This is a genomic window from Actinophytocola sp. (assembly GCF_035712165.1).
Classification (GTDB): Bacteria; Actinomycetota; Actinomycetes; order Mycobacteriales; family Pseudonocardiaceae; genus DASYTH01.
The window spans coordinates 1-15,439 of the sequence record NZ_DASTBH010000390.1 but is presented as its reverse complement, the minus strand read 5'-3'; the positions used below and the strand labels follow the sequence as shown (position 1 = coordinate 15,439).

Here is a 15,439-nt window from a genome sequence, read left to right as displayed (position 1 = left end):
CCCGGAGCCGGTGACCCGGACGACCGAGCCGGTGACCGCGATCAGCGCCTGGGTGGCGACCACCGCGATCGCACAGGCACGTTGCAACCGGCGGCTCGGGGCGGGTACGCGTTCCAGCACCCCTTGATCGTAGGTTCCGGTCAGGTCAGCCGAGTGGTCCGGGTCGCCAGCGCGCCCGCGGCCAGCCCCCACCCGATGAGCACGACGAACACGCTCAGCGCGGGGGCGGTGCCGTCCACCAGCGCGGCGCGCATGCCCTCGGCCAGCGCGGCCGACGGCAGCAGCGCGACGACCGTTCCCATCGCGCCCGGCAGCGAGTCCGCCGGGAACACGATCCCGCCGGCGAACAGCAGCACGAACCACACGATGTTGGCCAGTGCCAGCACCACCTCGGCCTTGAACATCCCGCCGAGCAGCACGCCGAGGGCGCCGAAGGTGAGCGTGCCGGCGATCACCAGCAGCACCGCCCAGGCGAACCCGGCCGGGTCCGGCGACCAGCCGAGGATCGCCGCCACCACCCCGAGCACGACCAACTGAATCAGCACCACGACCAGACCGGCCAGCACCCGCCCGGCGACCAGCAGCCAGCGCGGCAGGGCGGTCGCCGCGAGCCGCTTGAGCACCCCGTAACGGCGGTCGAAGCCGAGTGCGATCGCCGCGCCGGTGAACGCCGAGGACATCACGGCCAGCGCGAAGATCCGCGGGGTGACGTGGTCGATCCGCGGCTCCGGGATCGAGAACATCGTCATCAGGGTCAGCCCGACCAGCAACGCCAGCGGGATCAGCAGGGTGAGCAGGATCTGCTCGCTGTTGCGCAGGGTCAGCAGCGCCTCGGTGCGGGCGTGCACGAACAGCATCCGGGCCGGCCGGCCGCGTCCGGGCGCCGGGGTGAACGTGCCGGGCGGAAACGGCGAGGCGGTGGTCACTGGCGCAGCTCCCGTCCGGTCAGCTCCAGGAACACGTCCTCGAGGCTGCGCCTGCCGACCCGCAGCTCCTCGGCGAGCACGCCCTGCTGGGCGCACCAGGCGGTGACCGCGGAGAGCACCTGGGGGTCGGCCCGCCCGGACACCAGGTACCAGCCCGGCGTCGGCTCACGCACCTCGCAGCCCTCCGGCAGCGCGCCGGACAGCAGTGCGATGTCCAGCCCGGGAGCGGCGCGGAACCGCAGCTGGGCGGTCTCGGGCTGTTCCAGCGTGAGCGCCCGCGGGCTGCCCTCGGCCACCACGTGTCCGTGGTCGATGATCACCACATGGTCGGCCAGCGTCTCCGCCTCCTCCATCAGGTGGGTGGTGAGCAACACGCTGACGCCGTCCGTGCGCAGCGCCGCCACGAGGTCCCAGACCAGCCGGCGGGCCTGCGGGTCGAGCCCGGCGGTCGGTTCGTCCAGGAACACCAGTTCCGGCCGGCCGACCAGCGCGCAGGCCAGCGACAGGCGCTGCTGCTGCCCGCCGGACAGGCGTTTGTAGGGGGTGCGCCGGACCGGGGTGAGGCCCAGCACGTCGAGCAGCCAGACCGGGTCGATCGGGTCGGCCGCGCACGCGGCCACCAGATTGATCATCTCGGTGGCCCGCACACCCGGGTAGGCGCCGCCGCCCTGCGGCATCACACCGATCCGGGGCCGCAGCCGCTCGCCCTCGGCGGCCGGATCCAGGCCGAGCACCCGGACGGTGCCGGCGTCGGCGCGCAGGAACCCTTCGCAGACCTCGATCGTGGTGGTCTTGCCGGCCCCGTTCGGGCCGAGCAGCGCCAGTACCTGGCCGCGGTCGAGGTGCAGGTCGAGCCCGGCGACCGCGGTCGTGGCGCCGTAGTGCTTGACCAGACCGGTGACCGCCACGGCGGGTGCGGTCGCGGAACTGGTCACGATCCAAAGCCTAGGGCGTGCGAATCCGCTCCGGCTGAATGGGATCCACCTAGGGTTTCTCGCGGGGCAGGCGGATCGGGCGGGGGAAGCGCCGGTAGGTCACGGCGACCGCGAGCAGGACCACGAGCACCGCGGCCACGTAGGTGTAGGGCAGCACGAAGGTGCGGCCGTCGAAGGTGTTGCCGGTCGCCGGCAGGACGATGGCGAGCACCGCGCAGATGACCGTCGCGGCCATGCGGAACCGGGTGTTGCCGGCCGCCGCGGCCAGCGGCACCGCCGCCCAGAGCAGGTACCAGGGCTGCACGACGGCGCCGAACAGCAGCACCGCGCCCAGCCCGGCGCCCAGCCCGATCATCGGGCGCAGCCGCCACCGGAAGCTGTCGAGCAGCAGCTTGGCCGCGATCATCGGGCCGAGAATGGCGCCGACCACGCGGCTGGCCGAGATCGCCGCGTCGATGTGGTTGCCGAGGCCGAGCAGGATGCCGAGACCGCCCGCGGCGAGACCGAGCGAGGTGGTCGGGGCCATCCAGCTCTTGATCGTGCTGGCCGTGTTGAGCGTGGTCACCCAGCCGAAGCCGGCCAGACCGAGCCCGCTGGCCAGCGCCGCCACGGTGAGCACGACCAGGAACACCGCCAGCAGCCCGCCGGCCACCAGGAACAGCTGCGACCACCGGCCGCCCATCCGGCGGGCGATCATGACGCCGAGGAACCCGAGGGCGAGGGCAGCGGGGATCTTCACGGCGGCGCCCACGGTGATCACGCTGGCGCCGATGGCGTACCAGAGCAACTCGCCGCGCTGCCAGGGTGGGAACGGCCCGTCGGGCCCGACCCGGGGCATCCTGCGCAGCGCCAACTCGAAGCCGACCAGCATGAGGGCGATCGCCAGAGCCTCGTTGTGCACGCCGACGACCAGGTGGAACAGCACCAGCGGGTTGAGTGCGCCGAGCCACAGCGCGCTCACCGGGTTGACCCCGAACCGGCGGGCCAGCCGGGGCAGCGCCCAGACGATCATGGCCAGGCCGATCAGCGCGAGCAGCCGGTGCAGCGCCACTCCCCACACCACGTGGTTGCCGGTCAGCCAGTTGATCATCTTGCCGATCGTGATGAACACCGGCCCGTAGGGCGACGGGGTGTCCCGCCAGACGGTCGGCACCCCGCGGGTGAGCGGGTCGTCGTTGCCCAGCGCCTGGGCCGGGCCGACCTCGTAGGGGTCGAAGCCGCGCGCGGCGATCTCGCTCTGCGCCAGGTAGCTGTAGACGTCGCGGCTGAACATCGGGACGCTGAAGACCAGGGGAGTGACCCACATGACCAGCGTGCGGGCCATCTGGGGGACCGACATGATGCGGTCCCGGCCGGGCCGGGCCAGCCGGCCGAGCGCGAGCCAGGCCAGCACGACCATGAACATGCCGGTGAAGGCGACGGCCAGCGCGATCGTGGGCATGCGGCTGAACAGCCCGAGCACGGGCAGCCGGAAGACCGGGTTGAACACCGGCGCCGCCCCGGCGCCGAGCGACCCGATCGCCAGCAGCAGCGCGCCGACCGTGCCGAACCGCCGGATCAGGTCGAGCTGTCGCCGCTCGCGGGCCTCTAAGGCCCCGCTGGAGCCGCCCGGTGCCGGAGGTCCGGCGTCGATGGGTGGGTCGGCGCTGCGGGACACGGTCTCACCTCGTGCTTCTCCCGCGACCACGCCCGAAGGGTAGCGACTTTCCCGGGGGCGTGAGCCCAGTCACCCTGGCCGGGCCGAACTTTGCCACGGTCCCATAAATACGACACACTTGTGTTGTGAAAAACGAGCTGCATGCCGAAGGGCGCACCCGCAGGGGTGTGGCCAGGCTGCTGCTCGAGGACGGCCCGATCACGGCCGCCGCGATCGCCGACACGCTGGGGATCAGCATGACGGCCGTGCGCCGGCATCTGGACGCCCTGGTGGCCGCGGGCGAGGCGTACCCGCGGGAGGCGCCGGTCCGGGGCCAGCGCGGCCGCGGCCGCCCGGCCAAGGTGTTCCTGCTCACCGAGACGGGCCGGGCCCGGTTCGGGCACGCCTACGACGACCTCGCGATCAGCGCGCTGCGGTTCCTGGCCGAGACCGGCGGGGAGGACGCGGTCCGCGCGTTCGCCCAGCGCCGCGTCGCCGGCCTGGTGGGTCCGCACCGGGCCGCGGTACTGGCCCAGGAGGACCCCGCCGAGCGGGCCAAGGCCCTCGCCGCCGCGCTCACCCGTGAGGGATACGCTGCGTCAACGCGGCAGGTGGGCGCGGGGGAACAGCTGTGCCAGCACCACTGCCCGGTCGCGCATGTGGCGGCCGAGTTCCCTCAGCTGTGCGAGGTCGAGACGGCGGCGTTCGCCGACCTGCTCGGCATCCACGTGCAGCGGCTGGCCACCATCGCGCGCGGCGACGCCGCGTGCACCACGCACGTCCCGCTGGGCGGTCCCGTTCCCGCCCCGCGGACACCGACCACCACAACCGAAGGGACGCCTTCATGACCACCGCAGCGGAGCGCACCCCGCTGACCCAGGAGGAGACGCTCGCCACGCTGGGCCGCTACGAGTTCGGCTGGGCCGACTCCGACGCCGCCGGCACGGGCGCTCAGCGGGGTCTGTCCGAGGCCGTCGTCCGGGACATCTCGGCGAAGAAGAACGAGCCGGAGTGGATGCTCGAGTCCCGGCTCAAGGCGCTGCGGCTGTTCGACCGGAAGCCGATGCCCAACTGGGGCGCCGACCTGTCCGGCATCGACTTCGACAACATCAAGTACTTCGTGCGCTCGACCGAGAAGCAGGCCGCCAGCTGGGAGGACCTGCCCGAGGACATCAAGAACACCTACGACCGGCTGGGCATCCCGGAGGCGGAGAAGCAGCGCCTGGTGGCCGGCGTCGCCGCGCAGTACGAGTCCGAGGTGGTCTACCACAAGATCCGCGAGGACCTTGAGGCCCTCGGCGTGATCTTCCTGGACACCGACACCGGCCTGCGGGAGCACCCCGAGCTGTTCCAGGAGTACTTCGGCTCGGTGATCCCGCACGGCGACAACAAGTTCTCCGCGCTCAACGGCTCCGTGTGGTCCGGCGGGTCGTTCATCTACGTGCCGCCGGGCGTGCACGTGGACATCCCGCTGCAGGCCTACTTCCGGATCAACACCGAGAACATGGGCCAGTTCGAGCGGACCCTGATCATCGTCGACGAGGGCGCCTACGTGCACTACGTCGAGGGCTGCACCGCGCCGATCTACTCGTCGGACTCGCTGCACTCCGCGGTGGTGGAGATCATCGTGAAGAAGGGCGGCCGCTGCCGGTACACCACGATCCAGAACTGGTCGAACAACGTCTACAACCTGGTCACCAAGCGGGCCAAGGCGGAGGCGGGCGCGACCATGGAGTGGATCGACGGCAACATCGGCTCCAAGGTCACCATGAAGTACCCGTCGGTGTTCCTGATGGGCGAGCACGCCAAGGGCGAGGTGCTCTCGATCGCCTTCGCCGGCGAGGGCCAGCACCAGGATGCCGGCGCGAAGATGGTCCACATGGCGCCGCACACCTCCTCGACGATCGTGTCGAAGTCGGTCGCGCGGGGCGGTGGCCGCACCTCCTACCGCGGTCTGGTGCAGGTGAACAAGCGCGCCCACAACTCCCGTTCCACGGTGAAGTGCGACGCGCTGCTGGTGGACACGATCAGCCGCTCGGACACCTATCCCTATGTGGACATTCGCGAGGACGACGTCTCGATGGGTCACGAGGCCACGGTGTCCAAGATCAGTGAGGACCAGCTGTTCTACCTGATGTCCCGTGGCCTGTCCGAGGACGAGGCGATGGCCATGGTGGTGCGCGGGTTCGTCGAGCCGATCGCCCGCGAGCTGCCCATGGAGTACGCGCTGGAGCTCAACCGGCTCATCGAGCTGCAGATGGAAGGGGCCGTCGGCTAAATGTCGGCTACTACGACGCCGCACTCGCACGGTGCGGTGGTACCTCAGGCATCCCGTGCCGAGTGGTTCACCTCGTTCGACGTCGACGCGTTCGAGGTGCCCGGCGGCCGGGAGGAGATCTGGCGCTTCACGCCGATGAAGCGGCTGCGCGGGCTGCACACCGGCTTGGCGGCGACCGGCGCGGCCACCGTCGAGGTGAGCGCCGGTGACGACGTTCGGGTGGACACCGCGCCACGCGGCGACGACCGGCTGGGCGTGGCCGGCACGCCGGGCGACCGGATCGCCGCGCAGGCCTGGTGCTCGTTCACCGAGGCCACCGTGCTGACCGTGCCCCGCGAGACGGCCGCTGCCGCGCCCGCCGTGGTCACCGTGACCGGGCCGGGGGCCGACGCGATCGCCTACGGGCACCTGCAGATCCGGGCCGAGCGGTTCGCCCAGGCCGTCGTCGTTCTCGACTACCGGGGATCCGGCAGCTACGCCGAGAACGTCGAGTTCGTGGTGGACGACGGCGCGAAGCTGACCGTCGTGGCCGTGCACGACTGGGCCGACGACGCGGTGCACGTGTCCGCGCACCACGCGCGGATCGGCCGGGACGCCACGCTCAAGCACACCGTGATCACCCTGGGCGGCGACCTGGTGCGGGTCAGCCCGACCGCCACGTTCACCGAGCGGGGCGGCGACGTGGAGTTGCTCGGGCTGTACTTCGCCGACGCCGGCCAGCACCAGGAGCACCGCACCTTCGTCGACCACGCGGTGCCCAACTGCCGCAGCCAGGTGACCTACAAGGGTGCGCTCCAGGGCGAGGGCGCCCACACCGTGTGGATCGGCGACGTGCTGATCCGGGCCGCGGCGGAGGGCACCGAGACCTTCGAGCTCAACCGCAACCTGGTGCTCACCGACGGCGCCCGGGCCGACTCGGTGCCGAACCTGGAGATCGAGACCTGCGAGATCGCCGGCGCCGGGCATGCCAGCGCGACCGGCCGGTTCGACGACGAGCAGCTGTTCTACCTGCGGGCCCGCGGCATCCCGGAGGAGACCGCGCGGCGCCTGGTGGTGCGCGGGTTCTTCCACGAGATCCTGATGAAGATCGGCGTTCCGGAGCTGCGCGAGCGGCTGGCGGCGGCGATCGAGGCGGAGCTCGAGGCGGTCGGCACATGACTCCGGTCTGCGCACTGTCCGATCTCGACGACGGCAAGCCGTTCGGCACCGAGATCGGTGACGTGCCGGTCGTCCTGGTGCGCCAGGGCGACCAGGTGCACGCGCTGCGCGACGAGTGCTCGCACGCCGAACTGCTGCTGTCCGAGGGCGAGGTCACCGGCAAGGGCCTGGAGTGCTGGCTGCACGGGTCCTGCTTCGACCTGCGCACCGGGGCGCCATCCGCACCGCCGGCCACCGAACCGGTCGACGTGTTCCCCGTGACGATCACCGACGGGCAGGTCTACGTGGACCTGACCCCGGTCAACTGAGAGCTGAAGGAAGTAGATGGCCACCCTCGAGATCAAGGACCTGCACGTCTCGGTCGTCGCCGACGAGGTCGAGAAGGAGATCCTCGCCGGCGTCGACCTGACCATCCGGGCCGGCGAGACGCACGCGATCATGGGTCCGAACGGGTCGGGCAAGTCGACCCTGTCCTACGCGATCGCCGGCCATCCCAAGTACCAGGTGACGTCCGGTTCGATCCTGCTGGACGGCGAGAGCGTGCTGGACATGAGCGTCGACGAGCGGGCGCGGGCGGGGCTGTTCCTCGCCATGCAGTACCCGGTCGAGGTGCCCGGCGTGTCCATGTCCAACTTCCTGCGCACCGCGGTCACCGCGGTCCGCGGCGAGGCCCCGAAGCTGCGGCTGTGGGTCAAGGAGGTCAAGGAGGCGATGGCCGCGCTGGACATCGACCCCGCCTTCGCCGAGCGCAGCGTGAACGAGGGGTTCTCCGGCGGCGAGAAGAAGCGGCACGAGATCCTGCAGTTGGCGCTGCTCCAGCCGAAGATCGCGATCCTGGACGAGACCGACTCCGGGCTGGACGTGGACGCGCTGCGGGTGGTTTCCGCCGGCATCAACCACTTCAAGGCCTCCGGCGAGGTCGGCGTCATGCTGATCACCCACTACACCCGGATCCTGCGGCACATCACCCCGGACTTCGTGCACGTGTTCGCCGGTGGCCGGATCGTCGAGTCCGGGGGTTCGGAGCTTGCCGACCGGCTCGAGGAAGAGGGCTACGTGCGGTTCACGGGCAAGCAGGAGCCCGCGAGCATCGGCTGAGAGGGGATTTGTCGTGGCTCTGGACGTCGAAGCGATCCGCAAGGACTTCCCGATCCTGGACCGGGTGGTGCACGGCGACAAACCGTTGGTGTACCTGGACAACGCTGCCACGTCACAGAAACCTCGGCAGGTCATCGAGGCGATCGTCGACTACTACGAGCAGCACAACGCCAACGTGCACCGCGGCATCCACACGCTGGCCGAGGAGGCCACGGCGCTCTACGAGTCCGCGCGGGACAGGGTGGCCGCGTTCATCTCGGCGCCCAGCCGCGACGAGGTAATCTTCACCAAGAACTCGTCCGAGGCGATGAACCTGGTGGCCCGGGTGCTCGGTGACGCCGATCCGCCGTACCGGGTCGGTCCCGGCGACGAGATCGTGATCACCGAGATGGAACACCACTCGAACATCGTTCCCTGGCACCAGCTTGCCGAGCGCACCGGTGCGACGCTGCGCTGGTTCCGGATCACCGAGGACGGCCGGCTCGATCTGTCCACTTTGGACGATGTGGTCAACGAGCGGACGAGGATCGTGTCCATGGTGCACGTGTCCAACCTGCTCGGCACGATCAACCCGGTGGAGACGGTGATCCGGCGGGCCCGCGAGGTGGGCGCGCTGGTGCTGCTGGACGCCTCGCAGTCCGTCCCGCACCTGCCGCTGGACGTTCAGGCCCTCGGCGCCGACTTCGTCGCGTTCACCGGGCACAAGATGCTCGGCCCGACCGGCATCGGGGTGCTGTGGGGGCGGGGCGAACTGCTCCGCGCGCTGCCACCGTTCCTCGGCGGCGGCGAGATGATCGAACTGGTCACCATGGAGCGCTCCACGTTCGCCGCGCCGCCGCACAAGTTCGAGGCCGGCACACCGCCGATCGCCGAGGCGGTGGGCCTCGGCGCGGCCGTCGACTACCTGACCGGCGTCGGGATGGACGCGATCGCCGAGCACGAGGCGGAGTTGACCCGGTACGTGCTGGAGCGGCTGCACACGGTGCCCGGCCTGCGGATCATCGGGCCGGACACCGCCGAGGGCAGGGTGGCCGAGGTGTCGTTCTCGCTGGAGGGCATCCACCCGCACGACGTGGGCCGGATCCTGGACGAGCAGGGCATCGCGGTCCGCGTCGGGCACCACTGCGCCCGGCCGGCGGTGGTGCGGTTCGGAATTCCGGCGACCACCCGGGCGTCGTTCTACCTGTACAACACGCCCGCCGAGGCGGACGCGTTGGTGGACGGACTGGCCCGGGTGAAGAAGGTCTTCGGCTGATGAACCTCGACTCCATGTACCAGGAGATCATCCTGGACCACTACAAGAACCCGCACCGGCGCGGGCTGCGGGAGCCGTTCGACGCGGAGTCCTTCCAGGTCAACCCGACCTGCGGCGACGAGGTGACGCTGCGGGTGAAGCTCGCCGGCGACACCGTCGAGGACGTGTCCTACGAGGGCCAGGGCTGCTCGATCAGCCAGGCGTCCACGTCCGTGCTCACCGACCTGGTGGTCGGCCACGGACTGCGGGACGCCATGTCCACAATGGACGCTTTCGTGACGCTGATCCAGGGTCGCGGCCAGGTGGAGCCGGACGAAGAGGTGCTGGAGGACGCGGTCGCGTTCGCCGGCGTCGCCCGGTATCCGGCCCGGGTCAAGTGTGCTTTGCTGGGTTGGATGGCATTCAAGGACGCGGTGTCCCGCGCGGATGGAGGCGAGACGCGATGAGCGAGGCCGAACTGGCGGCGGTGGAGGACGTCGAGGAGGCCATGCGGGACGTGGTCGACCCCGAACTGGGCATCAACGTGGTCGACCTCGGGCTCGTCTACGACATCCGGGTTGAGGAGGACAACTCCGCCACCATCGACATGACGCTCACCTCGGCAGCCTGCCCGCTGACCGACGTGATCGAGGACCAGACCCGCGCCGCGCTCACCGCCGGCCCTGGGGGTGGGCTGGTGCAGGACTTCCGGATCAACTGGGTCTGGATGCCGCCGTGGGGCCCGGAGAAGATCACCGAGGACGGCCGCGAGCAGTTGCGCGCCCTCGGTTTCACCGTCTGAACCGGTGCCGGGACCGACCGCCGCCGATCTGGTGGCCGCCCGTACCCGGACCATTCCGGACGTGCTCGGTCCGGACCTCACCGTGTTGTTCTGCGGCATCAACCCCGGCCTGTACTCCGCCGCCACCGGCCACCACTTCGCCCGGCCCGGCAACCGGTTCTGGCCGGCGCTGCACCTGTCCGGCTTCACCCCGCGGCTGCTGCGGCCCGCCGAGCAGGAGCTCCTGCCCGGGCTCGGCCTCGGCGTCACCAACCTGGTCGCCCGGGCCACCGCCCGCGCGGACGAGCTGACCGCCGACGAGTTGCTCGCCGGTGCGGCCCGGCTGACCGGCCTGGCCACCCGGTACCGCCCCCGGTTCGTCGCCGTGGTCGGCATCACCGCCTACCGCACCGCCTTCGCCCGCCCGAAAGCCGTGCTCGGTCCGCAACCCGAGCCCATCGCCGACAGCCGGGTCTGGGTGCTGCCGAACCCGAGCGGCCTCAATGCCCACTTTCAGCTCGACGGCCTGGCCGCCGAGTTCGCGCGGCTGCGCGCCGCGGTCACGCCGCCGCGATGACCTCGATCTCGACCAGCCAGTCGCCGTCCAGGGTCTGCGCGACGATCGCGGTGGTGGGCACCGCCCGGCCGCCGAGTGCCGCCGTCCGGGCAGCCGCGTTGGCCTCCGCGTACGAGGCGTCCCGCAGGTAGCTGGTCAGCCGCACGATGTTGTCCACCGTCAGGCCGGCCGAGGCCAGGATCGCGCGGATGTTGTGCCAGATCAGGTCCAACTGCTCGGAAAGCGTCGCGCCGGGCTTCCCGTCGGCGTCCAGGCCCATCGTGCCCGCCACGAACAGCAACCGCTGCGCGCCGCGCACCTCCATGGCATGGACGTAGTCGTCACTGGCCGGATAGACGCCGTCGGTGGGGTTGCGGACGAGGATCTCCATGTTGATCAGGTTAACGCCTACTCCGCCCAGCTGTTGCAGGCGGCCAGTGATCGGGTCTGATATCCCTTGTCCAGCCAGGCACTCGCATCCGCTGGAGCGTCTACATCGGACAGTCGATCGTGGATCTCCTTGGTGATGTTGGCGTCCACCGCGCCCTGCCCGGACATCGCGCCGGCCGCCACGCCGGCCAGGCAGGTCGCCTGCTGGGCCAGCCGCGTGTCCAGGTCGGCGATCCGCGCGTCGGGCTGGCTGCGCGCCGTGGCATGCAGGATGGCGAGCCCGGTCACCTCCTGCACCGCCTTGGCGTACGTGCGCAGGAACACCCCGAAGTAACGGCCGGGGTAGCGGCCGTTGCCCTCGACGTCCCGCAGGTGCGCCGGCGTCATGTACACGGTCGACCGGCACTGGGTGGCCGGGTCCGTCGGGTTGACCGGCCCGCACGGGGTGGCCACCGGCGCGCCCTGCACCACCACCAGGTCGATCCCCGGGGCCGGGATCCCGGCCGCGTCGAGGACCGCCGCCCACGCCGCGTCCGCGCAGACCTTGGCCTCCTGGAAGAAGGCCAGTTGCCGGTCGTCGGCGGGGTCGAACCTGTGCAGCGCGCACGCGGTGTTCGGCATGGTCATGGGGGAGGAGGACAGCGGGTGGGCGGCGAGCAGGGCCAGCAGGCCGCCCGCGGACTCGCCGGGGTTAGCAGTCGGCGACGGGTCGTCGCTCGGGGTGACCGCCGGGGCGCCACTGGTGGTCACCGGGCCGCTGGTGGCCGGCGTCTCGCTGGTGTTCGTCGTCACCGGGTCCAGTACCGCCACGCCGGCCCGGGCCGAACCGGCGATCGCCTCGACCGGGCCTTTCATGGCGAAGAATGCGACCACCGCGACCAGACCGCCCACCAGCAGCAGGATCGCCGAACCGGCGACCAGGAAACCGGGACGGGGCGTTTCTCGAATACGTTGCGCACCCGAAGTCGAGTACGGTTCGAACAGCCACGGCGGCGGCTTGGATTCCGGCTCGGGCACGTCGGACGGAGCCGGCGGCTCGGGCTCTGCCGTCGGTTCGACCTGTACAGACGACTCGGTGCCGTGCGCGACATCCGGTTCGTCGTCGGGTACCGGAGCGCCCGGGGCTGATGTGGTCATCAACAAATGAGACTAACAGCGACCGGTCGTCGAATCGTGCAGCATTCGGATGATTCATGCCCACAGTTGCCAGAATTCATCTGATACACACCGTGACGGATTTGCTGGACCGATTTTGGATCAGTTCCGCTACCTGCGAAGAAACGAATTGCGGGGAACTGTTACCGCTCACTCGCGGGGCGTCCCCGGGTGCGGCCGCCCGGTGGGAGCAGCGCCGGAACGGTCCAGGCAGAATGGAGCGCAGCGACAGGCGAGGCGGTAGGAGGCCCACGGGTGGAAGCTGGTGATCTGCGCGGCGTCGTTGCGCTGGACGGACCGTCGGGCACCGGCAAGTCGACCGTCGCGCGCCGTCTGGCCAGCCGGCTCGGGGCGAGCTACCTCGACACCGGAGCGATGTACCGGGCGGTGACCCTGGCCACACTGCGGGCCGGCGTCGCCCCGGACGACGAGGCCGCCGTGCTCCCCATCGCCGAGGCCGTCGACCTGCGGATGGGCACCGACCCGGAGCGGCCGACCGTGCACCTCGGCGACGAGGACATCGCGGCCGAGATCCGCGGCCGGGCCGTCACGCTGGCGGTGTCCGCCGTCTCGGCCATCCCGGGGGTGCGCGAACTGCTCAAGGCCGGCCAGCGGGAGATCATCGCGCGGGAGTGCGCCCGCGCCGGCGGGATCGTGGTGGAGGGTCGCGACATCGGAACCGTGGTCGCCCCGGACGCCGCGCTGAAGGTGTTCCTCACCGCCTCCTCCGACGCCCGGGCGCAGCGCCGCGCCCGCCAGGACGCCGCCGAGGGTCGAGTGTCCACTGTGGACGACACGCGGCAGGACGTGGACCGGCGGGACCGGTTGGACTCCTCGCGGGCCGCCGCGCCGCTGCGGGCCGCCGAGGACGCGGTGCGGTTGGACACCACCGATCTGGACCTGCCCGCGGTGCTCGATCGGCTGCTGGCCATCGTGGACGAGCGCGGTCTGCGCGGGGTGGCGGCCGAGCGCGCCGGGTGGTGAGGGTGCCGACCCCACCCGCCCTGCCGGACGGCGCGAAACCGTGGTTGCACGACCTCGGGCGCTGGGTGGCGACCTGGCTGCACCGGCCCGCGTTCCGGATCCGGTTCCACGGCAGGGAACGGATTCCGCCCACCGGGCCGGTGGTGCTGGTGGCCAACCACAGTTCGCTGGTCGAGCCGCAGGTCATCTTCGGAATGGTCGACCGCCGGGCGGTGTTCCTGGTCAAGGAGGAGTTGGCGCGCGGACCGGCCGGCCGCTGGCTGCGCTGGATCGGCCAGCTCAGCATCCGGCGCGGCGAGCCCGACCGGGAACCGCTGCTCGCGGCGGTACGGTTTCTGCGGGCCGGCGGGCTGGTCGGGGTGTTTCCGGAGGGCACCCGGGGCGGCGGTGACGTGTTGCGGGCCGAGCAGGGCGCGGCCTGGTTGGTGCGCTCCTCCGGAGCCGTGGTGCTCCCGGTGGCGTGCCGGGGCACGTTACGGCCGCAGGGGAGTGGCCGGCGGTTTCGGCCGCGGGTGGACGTACTGGTCGGGGCGCCGTTCACCGTGTCCGTCCAACGTGGACGGACCGGGCTGACGGTGGCCACCGAGGAGATTCGTGTCCGGCTGGCCGACTTGGTCGGGGAGCTGGACCGGTTGCGAGAGCAGGACAAAGCGGCATGACCGACTTCGATGGCACCTGGACCGACGAGTCCGAATGGACCGTCGCCGACGAGGAGTTCGGCCACGGCGACGACACCGATGCCCAACCGCCGCAACCGGTCCTGGCGGTGGTCGGCCGGCCCAACGTCGGCAAGTCGACCCTGGTGAACCGCATCCTCGGCCGGCGCGAGGCGGTCGTGCAGGACAAACCCGGCGTGACCCGCGACCGGGTCGCCTACGACGCCCTGTGGAACGGCCGCCGGTTCACCGTGGTTGACACGGGCGGCTGGGACCCCCAGGCCGCCGGCCTCGGCGCCGCCGTCACCGAACAGGCCGAGCTCGCCATGGCCACCGCCGACGCCGTGCTCCTGGTGGTGGACGCCACCGTCGGCGCGACCAGCACCGACGAGGCCGCCGCCAAGGTCCTGCGCCGCTCCAAGGCGCCGGTGCTCCTGGCCGCCAACAAGGTCGACGACGACCGCCTGCTGGCCGACACAGCCGCGCTGTGGTCCCTCGGCCTGGGCCACCCCCATCCCGTGAGTGCCCTGCACGGCCGCAACTCCGGCGACCTGCTCGACGCCATCCTGGCTGCCCTCCCCGAAACCCCCCGCGAGATCTTCGGCGTCACCGGCGGCCCCCGCCGGGTAGCCCTCGTCGGCAAGCCCAACGTCGGCAAGTCAAGCCTCCTCAACCGCCTCACCGGCGAAAACCGCGCCGTAGTGGACCCCGTAGCCGGCACCACCGTCGACCCCGTCGACTCCCTGGTCGAACTCGACGACGACATCTGGCGCTTCGTCGACACCGCCGGCCTGCGCAAACGCGTCAACACCGCCAGCGGCACCGAGTACTACGCCTCGTTGCGCACCCGCGCCGCCATCGAAGCCGCCGAAGTAGCCATCGTCCTGCTCGATGCCAGCGACCCCATCACCGAGCAGGACCTCCGCATCCTCACCATGGTGGTCGACGCCGGCCGCGCCCTGGTCCTGGCCCTCAACAAGTGGGACCTGGTGGACGAGGACCGCCGCCACCAACTAGCCAAGGAGCTGGACCGCGACCTGGTCCGCCTCCCGTGGGCGGAGAAGATCAACGTCTCCGCCCTGACCGGCCGCTCCGTCCGCAAACTGGCCCCCGCCCTCCGCACGGCCCTGGATTCGTGGGACAAACGCATCCCCACCGCCCAGCTCAACGCCTGGCTGGCCGAGCTCATCGCCGCCACCCCACCCCCCGTCCGCCACGGCCGCCAGCCCAAGGTGCTGTTCGCCACCCAAGCCCAAACCCGCCCCCCCACCCTGGTCCTCTTCACCACGGGCTTCCTCGAGGCGGGCTACCGCCGCTTCCTGGAACGCAAGTTCCGCGACCGGTTCGGCTTCCCCGGCACCCCCATCCGCATCTCCATCCGCGTCCGCGAAAAACACCCCCGCAAACGCTAACCCCCACCCCCACCCGCTACACTCCCCCGTGGCACCCCTCCCGGGGCGCCAGCCGGGCTGTGGCGCAGTTTGGTAGCGCACTTGACTGGGGGTCAAGGGGTCGCAGGTTCAAATCCTGTCAGCCCGACGCAGGTCAGGCCCCGTCCGCTTCGGAGCGGACGGGGCCTGAACCGTCTCACGGGTGACTAACTGGGTGACTACTGGTCGCTCGGGTCACCGGTCAGCGGGTTTGCTTGCCAC

The 15,439-nt window shown here is 71.1% G+C and carries 17 protein-coding genes, 1 tRNA gene and 1 pseudogene; 13 read left to right on the top strand and 6 right to left on the bottom strand.

Annotated elements, in window-relative coordinates:
• The 4 genes and pseudogenes from VFO68_RS21725 to mptB all read right to left on the bottom strand — a co-directional run.
• A pseudogene (locus VFO68_RS21725) lies at positions 1-120 on the bottom strand (heme A synthase); the annotation flags it as partial.
• A gap of 20 nt (positions 121-140) precedes the next feature.
• A complete protein-coding gene (locus tag VFO68_RS21720) occupies positions 141-926 on the bottom strand; it encodes an ABC transporter permease (protein WP_325160190.1) in 786 nt (261 codons plus the stop codon).
• Positions 923-1,861, bottom strand: a complete 939-nt coding sequence (locus tag VFO68_RS21715; RefSeq protein ID WP_325160189.1) for an ABC transporter ATP-binding protein — start codon at positions 1,859-1,861, stop codon at positions 923-925. Before VFO68_RS21715 ends, VFO68_RS21720 begins: the two co-directional genes overlap by 4 nt.
• A gap of 49 nt (positions 1,862-1,910) precedes the next feature.
• Positions 1,911-3,518, bottom strand: a complete 1,608-nt coding sequence (gene mptB, locus VFO68_RS21710) for a polyprenol phosphomannose-dependent alpha 1,6 mannosyltransferase MptB (protein ID WP_325160188.1) — start codon at positions 3,516-3,518, stop codon at positions 1,911-1,913.
• Between the two features lie 125 nt (positions 3,519-3,643).
• On the opposite strand from mptB, the gene VFO68_RS21705 reads away from it, so the two are divergent.
• The 9 genes from VFO68_RS21705 to mug are packed head-to-tail and all read left to right on the top strand — an operon-like array spanning position 3,644 to position 10,623.
• Positions 3,644-4,345, top strand: coding sequence for a metalloregulator ArsR/SmtB family transcription factor (locus VFO68_RS21705; protein WP_325160187.1), 702 nt, complete (start codon positions 3,644-3,646; stop codon positions 4,343-4,345).
• Positions 4,342-5,775: a Fe-S cluster assembly protein SufB gene (sufB, locus tag VFO68_RS21700; protein ID WP_325160186.1), complete on the top strand. Its 1,434-nt coding sequence runs from the start codon at positions 4,342-4,344 to the stop codon at positions 5,773-5,775. Before VFO68_RS21705 ends, sufB begins: the two co-directional genes overlap by 4 nt.
• Complete coding sequence (gene sufD / locus VFO68_RS21695; protein WP_325160185.1) at positions 5,776-6,933, top strand: Fe-S cluster assembly protein SufD; 1,158 nt, start codon at positions 5,776-5,778, stop codon at positions 6,931-6,933. It begins immediately after the preceding gene.
• Positions 6,930-7,241, top strand: coding sequence for a non-heme iron oxygenase ferredoxin subunit (locus tag VFO68_RS21690; RefSeq protein ID WP_325160184.1), 312 nt, complete (start codon positions 6,930-6,932; stop codon positions 7,239-7,241). The genes sufD and VFO68_RS21690 overlap by 4 nt, the downstream gene beginning before the upstream one ends.
• Positions 7,242-7,257: 16 nt before the next feature.
• Entirely contained in the window at positions 7,258-8,031 is a 774-nt protein-coding gene (gene sufC, locus VFO68_RS21685) for a Fe-S cluster assembly ATPase SufC (RefSeq protein ID WP_325160183.1), read from the top strand.
• A gap of 13 nt (positions 8,032-8,044) precedes the next feature.
• Positions 8,045-9,286, top strand: coding sequence for a cysteine desulfurase (locus VFO68_RS21680; protein WP_325160182.1), 1,242 nt, complete (start codon positions 8,045-8,047; stop codon positions 9,284-9,286).
• Positions 9,286-9,732, top strand: a complete 447-nt coding sequence (gene sufU / locus VFO68_RS21675) for a Fe-S cluster assembly sulfur transfer protein SufU (protein ID WP_325160181.1) — start codon at positions 9,286-9,288, stop codon at positions 9,730-9,732. Before VFO68_RS21680 ends, sufU begins: the two co-directional genes overlap by 1 nt.
• Positions 9,729-10,067 carry a metal-sulfur cluster assembly factor gene (locus VFO68_RS21670; protein ID WP_325160180.1) on the top strand — a complete coding sequence of 113 codons (339 nt, stop codon included), beginning with the start codon at positions 9,729-9,731 and terminating at the stop codon, positions 10,065-10,067. The genes sufU and VFO68_RS21670 overlap by 4 nt, the downstream gene beginning before the upstream one ends.
• Before the next feature lie 4 nt (positions 10,068-10,071).
• A complete protein-coding gene (gene mug / locus VFO68_RS21665) occupies positions 10,072-10,623 on the top strand; it encodes a G/U mismatch-specific DNA glycosylase (RefSeq protein ID WP_325160179.1) in 552 nt (183 codons plus the stop codon).
• Here mug and VFO68_RS21660 read toward each other — a convergent pair.
• Positions 10,607-10,993 carry a RidA family protein gene (locus VFO68_RS21660; protein ID WP_325160178.1) on the bottom strand — a complete coding sequence of 129 codons (387 nt, stop codon included), beginning with the start codon at positions 10,991-10,993 and terminating at the stop codon, positions 10,607-10,609. The two genes, mug and VFO68_RS21660, sit on opposite strands and share 17 nt — an antisense overlap.
• A gap of 17 nt (positions 10,994-11,010) precedes the next feature.
• A complete protein-coding gene (locus VFO68_RS21655; protein WP_325160177.1) occupies positions 11,011-12,129 on the bottom strand; it encodes a hypothetical protein in 1,119 nt (372 codons plus the stop codon).
• 273 nt (positions 12,130-12,402) lie between these two features.
• On the opposite strand from VFO68_RS21655, the gene cmk reads away from it, so the two are divergent.
• From cmk to VFO68_RS21635, 4 genes are all read left to right on the top strand, one after another.
• Positions 12,403-13,131 (top strand): (d)CMP kinase, encoded by a 729-nt coding sequence (gene cmk / locus VFO68_RS21650; RefSeq protein ID WP_325160176.1) that lies wholly within the window; start codon positions 12,403-12,405, stop codon positions 13,129-13,131.
• Between the two features lie 2 nt (positions 13,132-13,133).
• Positions 13,134-13,790 (top strand): lysophospholipid acyltransferase family protein, encoded by a 657-nt coding sequence (locus VFO68_RS21645; protein ID WP_325160175.1) that lies wholly within the window; start codon positions 13,134-13,136, stop codon positions 13,788-13,790.
• Positions 13,787-15,199 (top strand): ribosome biogenesis GTPase Der, encoded by a 1,413-nt coding sequence (gene der / locus VFO68_RS21640; protein WP_325160174.1) that lies wholly within the window; start codon positions 13,787-13,789, stop codon positions 15,197-15,199. The genes VFO68_RS21645 and der overlap by 4 nt, the downstream gene beginning before the upstream one ends.
• A gap of 53 nt (positions 15,200-15,252) precedes the next feature.
• Positions 15,253-15,326: transfer RNA gene (locus tag VFO68_RS21635), tRNA-Pro, on the top strand.
• Positions 15,327-15,439: the final 113 nt, after the last annotated feature.